A 13,405-nucleotide genomic window follows, 5' to 3' on the forward strand; every position below is an offset into this window, starting at 1 on the left:
TTTGTAATCACTACAGACTGTGTAACTTTACAGCTTATAAAAATTAAGACGATAATGTTACAAGTACAAGAGATTCGCGAGCACAAAGATGCATATATTACAGCCCTTGCAAAAAGAGGCATTGATGCTAATGAGGTGCTAAATGCAATATTAAAAGCAGATGAGCAACGTCGTGCAACACAAGCACAATTAGACGACACCCTCGCCGAGTCAAACTCCTTGTCAAAAGAAATTGGTAATCTTTTCAAATCTGGAAAAGCTGCAGAAGCAAACGTACTTAAAGAGAAAACCACCACACTCAAAGAAACGTCTAAAACCTTGGGCGATGAGTTAACCGCCGTAACTGAAGAACTTCAAAAATTACTCTATACCATTCCCAACATTCCAAATACGCTAGTTCCAGCGGGTACTGACGAAAATGATAACGAGGAAACATTTCGCGAAGGTAATATTCCTGTGTTGGCAGATGGTGCAATGCCGCATTGGGAGTTGGCAAAAAAATACGACTTGATAGATTTTGAGTTGGGTGTAAAAATTACAGGCGCAGGTTTTCCAGTTTATAAAGGAAAAGGAGCCAGACTACAACGCGCATTGATAGCCTATTTTTTAGATAAAAATACCGCTGCAGGCTATACCGAATATCAAGTTCCGCATTTAGTGAATGAAGCTTCCGGTTTTGGAACGGGACAATTGCCAGACAAAGAAGGGCAAATGTACCATGTGGGCGAAGATGATTTATATTTAATTCCAACGGCTGAAGTTCCAGTGACAAATATGTTTCGTGGCGATTTAGTCAACGAAAGTGACCTCCCCATTCTATGTACTGGTTATACACCTTGTTTCCGAAGAGAAGCAGGTAGCTATGGCGCACACGTGCGAGGACTGAACAGATTGCACCAATTTGATAAAGTTGAAATCGTGCGCATCGAACACCCGGACAACAGTTATAAAGCGCTCGATGGAATGGTAGATCACGTAACCGAAATTTTAAGAGAATTAGAATTACCGTTTAGAATTTTGCGTCTGTGTGGTGGAGATTTAGGATTTACCTCTGCATTAACATACGACTTTGAAGTGTTTTCAACAGCACAAGATAGATGGCTGGAAATTAGTTCAGTTTCAAATTTTGAAGCCTTTCAGGCAAATAGATTAAAATTGCGTTTTAAGGACAGCGATGGTAATAATAGACTAGCACACACGCTCAACGGAAGCGCATTGGCACTGCCTAGAGTACTCGCGGGAATTCTAGAAAATTACCAAACGCCAGAAGGAATTAAAATCCCAAAAGTATTGGTGCCCTATTGTGGCTTTGATATGATTTCGTAGAGGGTTTTGGCCTCCCCTAGCCCCTCCAAGGGAGAGGAACCGTGATGTTGTGTAGGTAAAGCAGATTGACATTGACAGCTTTACCATTTTTTAAGCCGAAAAATTGAATTTCAATAAACTATTAAACAAAACTCGCAAAATCCACTCACTCGGAGGGGTTAGGGGATTAAATTTGGCGCAATCTTTGAACGAATAACAAGGAACAAATTCATATTTCTCCTTTCTGAAATTTGAATTTCATTATATTTACCTATGCGCAATTTATTCATCGTATTTTTTCTTTTCGTAGGAGCAACCACCTTTGCCCAAAGTGAGCTTTTGGCTAGAAATTATTTTGAAAAAGGAGATTACGAAAAAGCTATTTCGATTTATCAAAAACTATATGCCGAATCGCCCTACAAAACCGATTATCTTTCTGCACTTGTAGAGTCCTATCAACAATTAGAAAACTTTGAAGCAGCCGAAAAACTCCTCGAAGAAAAAATTACTTCTCGAAGAACCCAACCCCAGTTCTATGTGGATTTAGGGTATAATTTCGCTTTGCAGAATAGAGACACACTTGCCTTGACCAACTACAACAAAGCAATCCAAGCAATTGACGAGCAACCCAATTACGCTTCCATTATTGCTAAATATTTTGAAAAATACAGCCTTCTCGACCAAGCCGTAATTGCCTACGAAAAAGGAATGGAAATTAACCCTGAGGTTGATTTCAACATACAGCTTGCGCGACTTTACGGCGAGCAGGGAAAACTGGAACTTATGTTTAGCCGCTACATTGATTTGATGCAGAGTAAACCGGCCTATAAAAGTATTGCACAGCGAAATTTTAGCCTTTACGTCAACGAAGACCCCGAAAATGAAGCCAATGTTATTCTTCGGAAAACGTTGCTAAAAAAATCACAGGAATCACCTGATTTGTTGTACAACGAATTGTTGAGTTGGTTATTTATTCAGCAAAAAGAATTTAAAAAAGCATTCGCGCAAGAGAAAGCCATCTATAAAAGAACCGATGAAGTCAACCTTGGCGCAATGACAGATTTAGCACTCATCACCATTGCCGAAGAAGATTATGAAAATGCCACAGAAATTATCAATTTCATTATTGAAAATTCGGCTACTCCGAGTGCAAAACTGCAGGCAAATCAATATTTAATGCGTGTTAAATTAAAGACGAGCGAAGAAAAAGAATATCCAAAATTAGAAGAAGAATTTGAAGCATTAATTACCGAATATGGCGCAGGAAGAAACACCTATCAACTGCAGATTGACTACAATCATTTTCTAGCATTCGATGCAAAAAAAGTGGATAAAGCCATTGATAATTTAAAAGCACTTTCAGATGAACAATTAACAAAATACCAAGAAGCACATGTAAAAATGGAGCTTGCCGATATTTTGGTTTTTGATGAAAAATTTAATCGCGCGTTAATATATTATTCTCAAATTCAAAAAATGGTAGATAGTGATGTTTTGGCGCAGGAAGCAAGATTTAAAGTAGCGCGCACCAGTTATTTTAAAGGGGACTTCGTCTGGGCAAAAGCACAAGTAGATGTACTTCGCAAATCTGCCTCGCAACTCATTGCTAATGACGCATTACAACTTGCGTTGATGATTCACGATAATTCGCTGGAAGATTCTTTACAAACCGCTTTAAAGAAATTTGCAACAGCAGATTTGTTGGCACTTCAGAATAAAAACACCGAGGCCATTACCCAACTTGATGATATTTTGACCAACCACAAAGGCGAAAAAATAGAAGATGAAGCATTGCTGAAACAAGGCGAACTTTTTGAAAAAACAAAACAATACACAAAAGCAGAAGCCAATTATTTAAGACTCATCGAACTCTACAAAACAGACATTCTTGCCGATGACGCCTATTATCGATTGGCAAAGTTGTACGAAAACGAACTTCAAAATGAGGCAAAAGCTAAAGAATATTACGAGCAAATAATTTTCAATTTTGCAGACAGTATTTACTTTGTCGAAGCCCGAAAACGCTTTAGAATGTTACGTGGGGATGAAATAGAATAATTCCTTTTACTTTTTTAAGTTACCAAAACCTGTTTTTCCTAAGCAAATTATTTTCGTAAATTAACGTACTATGAGAGGAACACGAAAAATAGATTGGCTAAACCACTTCCTTGAATTTATTGTTGTGGTAATAGGTATTTTGCTAGCATTTCAGCTTAATACATGCAGAGAAAATAAGAGAGAAACTGCTTTAATAGAAAGACACATTACCAATATTATTGAGGAGTCGCAATTTAATGATACTCGGATGGAGCGTTCGTTAAAATCGACACAAGAAACTTTAAATACCATAAATTCAATTTTAGCCGAAGTTGATAATGCCGCAGAAGTTCGTTCCATAAGTGAAAAGGTTTATAAGTTATTAAATTTCGAGGCCAGTTATTTTAAAATAACGGCATACAATTCGCTCAAAGAATCTGGAGATATTCGCTTTATGGATGATTTTCAATTGCGAGATGATATCATTACACTTTATGAATATTACAATTGGGCTTCAGGTCTAGATGAAGCACTAGCAGATACATATTCAAATTATTTATATCCATACGTTATGAAAAATGTGGATATGAATTCTGGTCTCGTCCAAGACCCTTTAATTTTCAAGAATATAGAATTTAAAAATGCTATCATTGCCTACAAATATATATTGCAGGCAAGATTGGGGCAGAATAAAACTACACAGGAGAAAATTGATGTGTTTTTAAAAAAATACGGCCAATAGGAATTTTACTTAATCCTTAATATTATTAAATTTTAATTACAAACTTTTAAAAATGTACATTTATAACGTAACCATTAATATAGAAAACAGCGTCCATGATCGATGGCTCGAATGGATGAAAACCGAGCATATTCCTGCCATGCTGGACACGAGGAAATTCAGCAAGGCGTTAATGACAAAAGTGCAAGTGGAAGAAGATATGGGTGGCGTTACGTATTCGGTTCAATATACCACAGACAGTAAAGCAACACTAGAAAAATACTACGCTGAAGACGCCGAAACCCTCCGAGCACAAAGCAAACCTTTTGAAGGTAAATTCGTTGCTTTTAGAACAGAGTTACAAGTAATTTGCGAGCAGTAATAATTTCGCTTCCGCGGAAATGAAACACAATTAATATAATAAACTGCACATTTCCGAAGAAATAAAACATCCCATTCAATGGCCAAAAAAAGATACATTAAAGACCACGCCACGGGCGTAAGTGCAAAAAAACATTTAGGGCAACACTTTTTAAATGATGAAAGTGTAGCGCTGGATATTGCAAATACGCTCACGCAAAAAGGATATAAAAATGTGTTAGAAATTGGCCCAGGAACTGGAGTGCTCACAAAATACTTGGTCGAAAAAGATATCAACCTCATTGCGATGGATGTGGATAGTGAATCCATTCAACATTTAACCGAAGCTTTTCCACAAGAAAACCTACAAATCCTTGAAGCCGACTTTTTAAGGGAAGACCTGCAGGATTATTTTGGCGAAGAGCAATTTGCGATTACGGGTAATTTTCCCTATAACATTTCCACACAGATAGTTTTTAAAACGCTTGAAATAAAAGAGCAGGTTCCAGAATTTACGGGCATGTTTCAAAAAGAAGTGGCTGAACGCATTTGTGCTAAAGAAGGAACAAAAGCACGCGGTATTCTTTCGGTTTTAACGCAAGCTTATTATGATGCCGAATATCTATTTACTGTTCCTCCCAATGTGTTTGTACCGCCACCTAAAGTGGATAGCGGTGTGCTGAGATTGACGCGTAAAAAAGACTTTTCCATTCCTGTTGAGGAACAGATGCTAAAAAAAGTGGTGAAGACCGCATTTCAGCAGCGAAGAAAAACATTGAGAAATTCTTTAAAATCGTTTGATATTTCAGATAAACTAAAAGAAGATATTATCTTTGGGCAAAGGCCCGAACAGCTTTCGGTTGCCCAATTTATTGAACTCACCCAAAAACTGGAAGCAGATGCAATTTCTACTAACGACTGAATTTCTAGAGAATATTGAAAGGCTCATTTCTAACAGAGATGGAAATGCCTTGCATGATCTTTTACAAGATTATCACTTTGCTGACATTGCCGAAATTCTTGAAGAACTCAATAGCGACGAGGCAACTTTTCTTATTCAATCTTTAGAAAGCGAGTTAACCGGTGAGGCTTTAATGGAGCTTGACGATGATGTTAGAGAAAAAATATTAAGCCGCCTCTCCCCTAAAGAAATTGCCGAAGAACTTGAAGAACTGGATACCGATGACGCGGCAGATATTATTGCCGAACTCGATGACCACATTCAAAAAGAGGTGATTGGTGAGATTAAAGATGAGGATCACAAAGCAGATATTCAAGAGCTTCTTGCCTATGACGAAGACACTGCCGGAGCTTTAATGGCAAAGGAATTAGTGCAAGTTAAAGAAACCTGGACAGTAGCAGGATGTGTGCGAGAAATGCGCCGTCAAGCCGAAAATGTAACCCGTGTACATTCAATTTACGTGACTGACAAAGAAGGAAAACTTACTGGGCGCTTATCACTAAAAGATTTATTGACGGCTAGCGAAAAAACAAAAATCAGCGATGTTTTTATCCCTAAAGTGGACTACGTAACCGTACACACAGATAATGACGAAGTAGCGAGAATCATGCAAAAATATGACCTCGAAGCCATACCGGTTGTAGATGAAAGTGGCATTCTCGTAGGTCGCATTACCATTGATGATATTGTAGATTATATTAAAGAGGAAGCTGACAAAGATTACCAAATGGCGGCAGGTATTTCGCAGGATGTTGAAGCAGATGACAGTATTTGGCAATTAACCCGTGCACGCCTTCCTTGGCTTGTTTTGGGGCTTTTTGGCGGACTTGGGAGTGTGTATATCATGCAAGGCTTTGAAGAGGCACTGAGCAGCTTCCCTATTCTATTTTTCTTCACTCCACTTATCGCCGCGATGGCTGGAAATGTGGGCGTTCAATCGAGTGCCATTATTGTACAAGGACTTGCAAATGACAACGTAAAAGGAAGTCTTTTCAATAGATTACTTAAAGAAGTTGGGCTGGCACTTATTAACGGGACCACGTTAGGTTTGCTTGTTATTTTGTTCGGTTTTATTGTGGGACAAGACCAATTGGTCAGCATTACGATTGCGGTTTCTATGCTTTCAGTAATTATTGTGGCCGCGCTCGTAGGCACATTTGTTCCAATAATTTTGGATAAAAGAGGTATTGACCCAGCGATTGCAACGGGTCCATTTATTACGACGAGTAATGATATCTTCGGAATTTTTCTCTTCTTTTATATTGCAAAATTGATACTCGGATTTTAAACTTTTTAAAATGACTTCGGAAATGTCACAACCTCACAGATTCTCTATTAACATTAAAGTTTCCGAAGAACACATTGACGCGAATAAGCACGTTAATAATCTAGTGTATTTGCAATGGTGCCTAGATGTTGCCGGAGCACACTGGAATACAAACACTACCGAAACCTTGCAAAAAGACTACGTGTGGTATGTTTTGAACCACTTTATTTCTTATAAATCATCCGCATTCGAGGGCGACGAATTGGTTGTCGAAACTTGGGTAGATTCCATTAACGGTGTAAAGTGTGACCGTCATTATAAAATAACAAGACCCAGCGATAATAAAACGCTCGTCGAAGCAAATACAAAGTGGTGCCTACTTAATAGTAACACACTGCGCCCTACGAAGATTACTGAAGAAATAAGCTCTTTGTTTTAAAGCTCAAAAATCATAAACTCACAATATGAAACCAATCAACGTAAAAGAAAAATTTGGAAAGTTCAACAAGCAATGGCATCCACACCAAATTGCAACCGTGGATGACATGCAAGTTCTTTTAGCAAAGCTTCAAGGGGAGTTTGTTTGGCATAACCACAAAGAGGAAGACGAGTTGTTTTTTGTGCAGAAAGGAACGCTTGAAATGCATTTTCGTACCAAAGACAAAGAGTGGATGGAACTAGTAAATGAAGGTGAAATTATCGTAGTGCCCAAAGGCGTGGATCACTGCCCTAAAAGTGTGGGCAAAGAAGAGGTGCATGTTTTACTTTTTGAAAAACTAGCGACAAAGCATACTGGGGAAGTGCAGGATGAGAAAACGCAGACGGAGTATCCTAGGATTTAGTTTTTTATTCAACTACCCTACTTTTCAAATCCATTCTTTCGTGTAATATTCTTATAACTTCAATCTTATTTTCAAAAACAGAAGTATAAAATATGATGTGTTTTCCAGATTTTAACCCAAGTAAATTTTTATTTATTCCATTGTAAGCATTTCCCAATTCTGGGTTCTTTGCGATTGCTTGACACTCAAACTTAATAGATTCGTAATATTTGTCTGCTTGAGTTTCAGACCAATTTTCATACGTATAATTCCAAATATTATTTAAATCATCATTAGCATTTTGTCTAAAAGAAATTTTAACCATTCTTTCTTTTTTCAGCTTTTAGATTTTTAAGATTCTCTTCAAAGTCAAAATTTTCTACCATTGGACTTTCAATCCCTTCTTGGATGGCATTTCTTAAAGCAATTACTTTATTTTCCTCATTTTCTAAAAGCCGAAGTCCAGCTCTAATTACCTCGCTCACATTTTTGTATCTCCCAACCGAAACTTGTGAACTCACAAATTGGTCAAAATAATCTCCGAGGGATATGGATGTGTTTTTCATAACAAATTGATTTTTTCAAATCTACCAATTTTTGGTAACTATTGCAAATTTGCTGTTTTTTAGAAATTAGCAGTGAAGGATATAAAGGAAGTTGAAGATTAGAAAACGTAGAGGGAGTATCCTAAGATATAGAAGTTGACATTTTAAGGATAGTGATTTATATCAGGTGTTATCTGCTGTTATTTTTTTCTTGTTCTGACTGAATAATCACTTCTTGAGCGTGAACTCTAATTCGACCAGTTTCGCTATTAATTCCTTTATCTTGGTAAAACTGTTCCAATTCGTCGATTGGAATCCATCTCGAACCTAAATGATTATCTATAAACAATTCTTCGAAAATTCGGTTCCCAATAGATTTTCCCTTTGTATTTTTCTTATCTACTTTAACATCGTTCTCCTTGATTTTTTTAACCATACAAATCGGAATATGAGTTCCGGTTGAAATCAGAGTAGAATCCGGTTTTGTCAAATATGTGGTCGGTCTCAAATATGCAGAACAATATGGAAATCTATAATTAGATGAATGCCTTTTGTTTTGACTATTCGCACAATAACCAGATTGATAAATATTGTCATTTAATTTTTCTATTTGGTCAAGCACATTTCCTTGCGAAAAATAAAGAACATTTGAATTCCAAGTTTTATACTGCAAATGAATAAAACGTACTTTTTCATTTTTCAAATCGAATTGCTCATAAACCAAATCTGAACCAATTATTCGTTCGGCTTTATCTGGGTGTAGTAATCTCATTCTTAAAATTCGATTTCCAGTCAGTTTGTAATCTTTGACTTTTGCGTTGTCGTAAATCTTTTTCTCAAAAAAGCGATGTCTATTAACAAGCGTAAAATCGTGATTTAATATAAAGTTTTCTGAAATATCTTCAGGTTGGAAATGTTCTAATGCTGTTTGAAGTTCGTAAATCCGTCTTTTAATAAGTCCAACATCTTCTCCTAAATCTAAAAGTCTTTTTTCAGCTGATAAGTCCGTTTCAATAATCATTTCAGGTTTTATTTCTTTCCCTTTTTCCTTACTCAATAAATCAGCTTTTTGAGTATAGTATTTTACTAAATCACTTGGGTTTCGCTTAGTTATTAATTCTGAAATTTCTTCGTGAAGTTCTGGACTGAAATCGTGAATTAAATCTCTTGTTTTTTTATACGGAACAGGTTGAGCACTTCTTTTAGCAATCGACAAAGCCTCTCGCATTGCAATCAAAAATTTAAATGCATCATTTCTTCTTGAATCTTCATCGGCGGACTTATCTGAAAAGTATGACATATGTTTATTGGTTGGTTATAATTGCAGGTAACTCTTTATACAACGCAATTTATACAATATATACGGAATAATAAACTGGATATCAACACCTTTCTTTAGTTGTTTCTGAAATCCACAATTTAACAATCCCATAATACCCTACCACTATCTTCAAACAACTTTAATTTGTAACTTGAAGCAAATTTCAGAAGGGAAGAAAAATGAAAATACTACACCTTGATAATAATCACCCTTTGCTCATCGAGCAATTAGCCGCGGCAGGGTTTGAGAATGATGAGGATTATACTTCGGCAAAAGAAGTGGTTGAGCAACGTATTGCGGAGTATGATGGTATTGTGATACGAAGCCGTTTCAACATTGACAAAACATTTATAGACGCCGCAACGCAGTTACAATTTATCGCACGCGTGGGTGCGGGATTGGAGAGTATTGACATCCCGTATGCCGAGTCTAAAGACATCCAACTCATCGCAGCTCCCGAGGGAAATAAAAACGCGGTGGGTGAACATGCGTTGGGCATGTTATTATCGCTCTTCAACAACCTCAACCGCGCAGACCGAGAAGTAAAAGCGGGGCAATGGAATAGAGAAGGAAATCGGGGCGTAGAACTCGATGGCAAAATCGTGGGGTTAATCGGCTACGGAAATATGGGCAAATCCTTTGCAAAAAAACTGAAGGGGTTCAACTGTACTACCTTTTGTTACGACATTAAAGAGGACGTCGGCAATAAAAATGCTACACAAGTATCGTTAAAAACATTTCAGGAAATGGTGGATGTTGTGAGTCTGCACACGCCCTGGACACCGCAGACAAATAAAATGGTGGATGCAGATTTTATCAACGGTTTTAAAAAACCTTTTTGGCTCATCAATACGGCACGAGGAAAAAGCGTGGTGACAAAAGATTTGGTAACAGCATTAAAGAGCGGAAAAATTTTAGGCGCGGGATTGGATGTTCTAGAATATGAAAAGCTCTCTTTTGAGCATCTATTTTCTTCAGAAATGTCACCCGAATTTAAAGAACTGCTCACCATGGACAATGTGATATTAAGTCCGCACATTGCTGGATGGACCGTTGAAAGTAAAATAAAACTTGCCGAGACCATCGTTGAAAAAATTATTGATACTTTTAAGTAATAACAACCTAAATCAATAGATATGAAAAGAGTAACGGGAATTGGCGGTTTGTTCTTTAAAGCTACAGACCCAAAAGAAACGAAGGAATGGTATAAAAAACACTTAGGTTTTAATACAGACGATTGGGGCTGCACATTTTGGTGGAAAGACGAAAATGGCAACAAATGCTCTACGCAATGGAGTCCCTTTAGCAAAGACACCGATTATTACGAGCCTTCAAAAAAAGACTTTATGTTCAATTACCGTGTTGAAAATTTGGTCGAGCTAATGAAACTTTTAAAAAAAGAAGGTGTTGAGATTATTGGGGAAATTCAGGAATTCGATTATGGGAAATTTGGCTATATCATGGACAACGACGGCAACAAAATTGAACTCTGGGAACCCATTGATACTGCTTTTCAATAGCCAATACACTAACAACTAATTTTTTAAGCAAAATAAATTTCAGAATTAGTCCTTGCTTTAAAAAATAATATCGTAATATTGCTATATTAAATTTATACTGAAAATCATGGGCATTACAAAGAGACACATTCATCCGCTACAGGCAAACAAACTGGCAGACTACGCAAAGGTACTTTCAAATCCTGCCCGTGTGGCTATTCTTAATTATATCGGTGATTGCGACGGTTGTTTGTGTAAGGATATTTCAGAAAAAATAAGACTTTCGCAGCCTACTACTTCGCAGCATTTACAAGTCATCAAAAAATCTGGCTTGCTTAAAAGTAAATTTGAAGGTAAAAGCCAATACTATCGTATTAATGTTGACAAACTAAATGAACTCAAGGATTTGTTCCAAGAATTTTTTGAAAGTACCGAAGCTAAATGTTGTTAAAACACTAAAAAAACAGAACATGAAAACGCAAGAATTATTTACCATTCTCAACGACCACAAAGACAAATCGCTCTTATTTCAATACACTGCGGGGCAAATAGTTCCCGCAAATTATCACATTACTGAGGTCAAGCATTTAAAAATTGACTCGGTGGATTGTGGCGCTCAAATGGATAGCTGGAATGAAACGATAATCCAATTATGGGAAAGTCCTTCGGAAATAGGAAAAACCGAATTTATGTCGTGTTTCAAAGCACTTGGTATTTTAAATAAAGTGGGGGAAATAAAAGCGTACGACCTTGCTTCCGAAGTAAAATTTGAATACAGTAATTCACTTTTTCACACGGCGCAATTGTTTGTCAATGATTATGAAATCCATGGAAATAATTTGATGTTCAATCTTGCAATTGCTAAAACCGATTGTAAAGCAAAAGAACTTTGTGGCGTTGTTGAACCTGCCGCCGCCACAGCAAATGCGAGTCAATGTGCTCCAGATAGTGGATGTTGTTAAATTATTCATACTGAAATAAACATGAAAAATATACTCATACTTTGTACAGGCAATAGTTGCCGAAGCCAAATGGCACATGGATATTTAAATAATCTTGCCGGTGACCGTGCAAATTTTTATAGTGCGGGCATTGAAACTCACGGCATTAATCCTGGAGCTGCCGCTACTATGAAAAAGGACGGGATTGATATTTCAAAACATACTTCAAATCACGTGGATGAATATGCAGGAATTGATTGGGATTTCATTATTACCGTTTGTGACCACGCCTATGAAAACTGTCCGTTTATTCCAGCACCAAATGCAAAACGGCTCCACAAAAACTTTTATGACCCATCAAAATTTGTTGGCAATAAAGAAGAGACCGAAGCTGCTTTTGCAAAATCCAGAGATGAGATTAAAGAATATTGTCGTAATTTTATAGCAACCAACCTATAAAATCATGTCGATACTAATAAGTATTCTCATTGCACTGATAGCATTTTTGCATCTCTATTTTCTTTATTTTGAAATGTTTGCTTGGACAACAAAAGGGCCTAAAATTTTTAGAGGGTTTCCAAAAGACCTATTCCCAAAGACCAAGTCGATGGCAGCAAATCAAGGGCTGTATAATGGCTTTTTGGCAGCAGGATTGATTTGGACATTTTTTATTTCAGACCTTGATTGGAAATTCAATATTTCGGTATTTTTCTTAAGTTGTGTTGCTATTGCCGGTATTTATGGGGGGATGACCGTGAGCAAAAAAATCACCTATGTTCAAGCGGCTCCTGCGTTGCTTACGTTAGTTCTATTGATTGTTATGAAACTTATGTAGTTTGATTTTTTAGCTCATTTCCTAAGAGAAATAACTACGCATTTTCAAGGCTCGCAGCTACTTTTGATACTTTTTTAGATTCAAAAAAGCGAACTATTTTAATGACAAACCTCAACATTTTACTTTTGACGTTGCTCAGCTCGGCAGCTAAAACAGCAATGATTTTGTCTCGCCTTAAAATTTCAGAAGTTTGATTTATGGAATTATGGTATTGATTTGAGAATAGCCACGAACCATCGCGGGCAACGTTGATGCTGAATGCCGCCAACTTATCTTCTTTGCCTTTCCCAATCCATTCCAATAAAATGAGCAGTGGCGACACAGTATTGATGCTGGTCTGCATGCTCTGCACCATGTTCCTCAAAATATCATTAATCTTGTCGTAGTCTTCCCTAAAAGGCGCTAATGGATTTCCGTTTCCAACGGTTTGCGAAGCAACAATCCCCAAGTCAAGATTAATGTGTGCATTAATACCCAGTAAAATATGTTGTAAAATTATTACAGAATCTTCCTTAGTAGCTTCAAAAGTAAGCTGCCAACTTTTAGTAATTTCCTTGCCCAATTTGTAATTATAATAGGCCTGTAAATATCTATTTGCAAAGAGAACATCGAGGCGTTCCATTCGTGGATTGTCTTGAAAATCGCTATTAATAATTCCGTCTCGAATACGTTCGGTCACTTTTTTATAGAGGACGGGAAAGAAAGCCATGGCACTATTTTGGGCAACTTCAACCGCAATAATTTCATCTAGGATTTCAATTACTTCGTTGATGGTTGACGCGATTCGCATAG

General features: G+C 37.0%; 18 protein-coding genes. 14 read left to right on the plus strand and 4 right to left on the minus strand.

The features are described from left to right. Window positions 1–54: 54 nt before the first annotated feature. The 8 genes from serS (at window position 55) to ACSHW7_RS01945 (ending at window position 7,493) form a co-directional block, all read left to right on the plus strand. Complete coding sequence (gene serS, locus ACSHW7_RS01910) at window positions 55–1,326, plus strand: serine--tRNA ligase (protein WP_435677622.1); 1,272 nt, start codon at window positions 55–57, stop codon at window positions 1,324–1,326. A gap of 252 nt (window positions 1,327–1,578) precedes the next feature. Further along, window positions 1,579–3,363, plus strand: a complete 1,785-nt coding sequence (locus ACSHW7_RS01915; protein WP_435677623.1) for a tetratricopeptide repeat protein — start codon at window positions 1,579–1,581, stop codon at window positions 3,361–3,363. Between the two features lie 70 nt (window positions 3,364–3,433). Next, a complete protein-coding gene (locus tag ACSHW7_RS01920; protein ID WP_435677624.1) occupies window positions 3,434–4,084 on the plus strand; it encodes a DUF6090 family protein in 651 nt (216 codons plus the stop codon). 52 nt (window positions 4,085–4,136) lie between these two features. Then, window positions 4,137–4,445 carry a DUF4286 family protein gene (locus ACSHW7_RS01925; RefSeq protein WP_435677625.1) on the plus strand — a complete coding sequence of 103 codons (309 nt, stop codon included), beginning with the start codon at window positions 4,137–4,139 and terminating at the stop codon, window positions 4,443–4,445. A 78-nt stretch (window positions 4,446–4,523) separates the two neighbouring features. After that, complete coding sequence (gene rsmA / locus ACSHW7_RS01930) at window positions 4,524–5,345, plus strand: 16S rRNA (adenine(1518)-N(6)/adenine(1519)-N(6))-dimethyltransferase RsmA (protein ID WP_435677626.1); 822 nt, start codon at window positions 4,524–4,526, stop codon at window positions 5,343–5,345. Continuing rightward, window positions 5,323–6,672, plus strand: coding sequence for a magnesium transporter (mgtE, locus tag ACSHW7_RS01935; protein WP_435677627.1), 1,350 nt, complete (start codon window positions 5,323–5,325; stop codon window positions 6,670–6,672). Before rsmA ends, mgtE begins: the two co-directional genes overlap by 23 nt. A gap of 10 nt (window positions 6,673–6,682) precedes the next feature. After that, entirely contained in the window at window positions 6,683–7,090 is a 408-nt protein-coding gene (locus ACSHW7_RS01940; RefSeq protein WP_435677628.1) for an acyl-CoA thioesterase, read from the plus strand. A gap of 25 nt (window positions 7,091–7,115) precedes the next feature. After that, the gene (locus tag ACSHW7_RS01945) at window positions 7,116–7,493 is read left to right on the plus strand and encodes a cupin domain-containing protein (RefSeq protein WP_435677629.1); all 378 of its coding nucleotides are present in this window, start codon (window positions 7,116–7,118) and stop codon (window positions 7,491–7,493) included. Window positions 7,494–7,497: 4 nt separating this feature from the next. Here the strand turns inward: ACSHW7_RS01945 and ACSHW7_RS01950 are convergent, their stop codons facing one another. The 3 genes from ACSHW7_RS01950 to ACSHW7_RS01960 all read right to left on the minus strand — a co-directional run bounded on the left by ACSHW7_RS01950 (window position 7,498) and on the right by ACSHW7_RS01960 (window position 9,317). Beyond that, window positions 7,498–7,797 carry a type II toxin-antitoxin system RelE/ParE family toxin gene (locus ACSHW7_RS01950; RefSeq protein ID WP_435677630.1) on the minus strand — a complete coding sequence of 100 codons (300 nt, stop codon included), beginning with the start codon at window positions 7,795–7,797 and terminating at the stop codon, window positions 7,498–7,500. After that, window positions 7,790–8,038, minus strand: a complete 249-nt coding sequence (locus ACSHW7_RS01955) for a type II toxin-antitoxin system ParD family antitoxin (protein WP_435677631.1) — start codon at window positions 8,036–8,038, stop codon at window positions 7,790–7,792. Before ACSHW7_RS01955 ends, ACSHW7_RS01950 begins: the two co-directional genes overlap by 8 nt. A gap of 169 nt (window positions 8,039–8,207) precedes the next feature. Then, window positions 8,208–9,317 (minus strand): hypothetical protein, encoded by a 1,110-nt coding sequence (locus tag ACSHW7_RS01960; RefSeq protein WP_435677632.1) that lies wholly within the window; start codon window positions 9,315–9,317, stop codon window positions 8,208–8,210. Window positions 9,318–9,517: 200 nt separating this feature from the next. On the opposite strand from ACSHW7_RS01960, the gene ACSHW7_RS01965 reads away from it, so the two are divergent. From ACSHW7_RS01965 to ACSHW7_RS01990, 6 genes are all read left to right on the plus strand, one after another. Next, window positions 9,518–10,453, plus strand: a complete 936-nt coding sequence (locus ACSHW7_RS01965) for a 2-hydroxyacid dehydrogenase (RefSeq protein WP_435677633.1) — start codon at window positions 9,518–9,520, stop codon at window positions 10,451–10,453. A 21-nt stretch (window positions 10,454–10,474) separates the two neighbouring features. Then, entirely contained in the window at window positions 10,475–10,858 is a 384-nt protein-coding gene (locus ACSHW7_RS01970) for a VOC family protein (RefSeq protein ID WP_435677634.1), read from the plus strand. Window positions 10,859–10,964: 106 nt separating this feature from the next. Next, window positions 10,965–11,288, plus strand: a complete 324-nt coding sequence (locus ACSHW7_RS01975) for an ArsR/SmtB family transcription factor (protein ID WP_435677635.1) — start codon at window positions 10,965–10,967, stop codon at window positions 11,286–11,288. A gap of 19 nt (window positions 11,289–11,307) precedes the next feature. After that, window positions 11,308–11,799 carry a DUF6428 family protein gene (locus tag ACSHW7_RS01980; protein ID WP_435677636.1) on the plus strand — a complete coding sequence of 164 codons (492 nt, stop codon included), beginning with the start codon at window positions 11,308–11,310 and terminating at the stop codon, window positions 11,797–11,799. 21 nt (window positions 11,800–11,820) lie between these two features. After that, window positions 11,821–12,237 carry an arsenate reductase ArsC gene (locus tag ACSHW7_RS01985; RefSeq protein WP_435677637.1) on the plus strand — a complete coding sequence of 139 codons (417 nt, stop codon included), beginning with the start codon at window positions 11,821–11,823 and terminating at the stop codon, window positions 12,235–12,237. A gap of 4 nt (window positions 12,238–12,241) precedes the next feature. After that, entirely contained in the window at window positions 12,242–12,613 is a 372-nt protein-coding gene (locus tag ACSHW7_RS01990; RefSeq protein WP_435677638.1) for a DUF1304 domain-containing protein, read from the plus strand. A 34-nt stretch (window positions 12,614–12,647) separates the two neighbouring features. Here ACSHW7_RS01990 and ACSHW7_RS01995 read toward each other — a convergent pair whose 3' ends face one another. Then, the gene (locus tag ACSHW7_RS01995) at window positions 12,648–13,403 is read right to left on the minus strand and encodes a DUF5995 family protein (RefSeq protein WP_435677639.1); all 756 of its coding nucleotides are present in this window, start codon (window positions 13,401–13,403) and stop codon (window positions 12,648–12,650) included. Window positions 13,404–13,405: the final 2 nt, after the last annotated feature.

Source organism: Patiriisocius sp., from assembly GCF_051252435.1.
Classification (GTDB): Bacteria; Bacteroidota; Bacteroidia; order Flavobacteriales; family Flavobacteriaceae; genus Patiriisocius.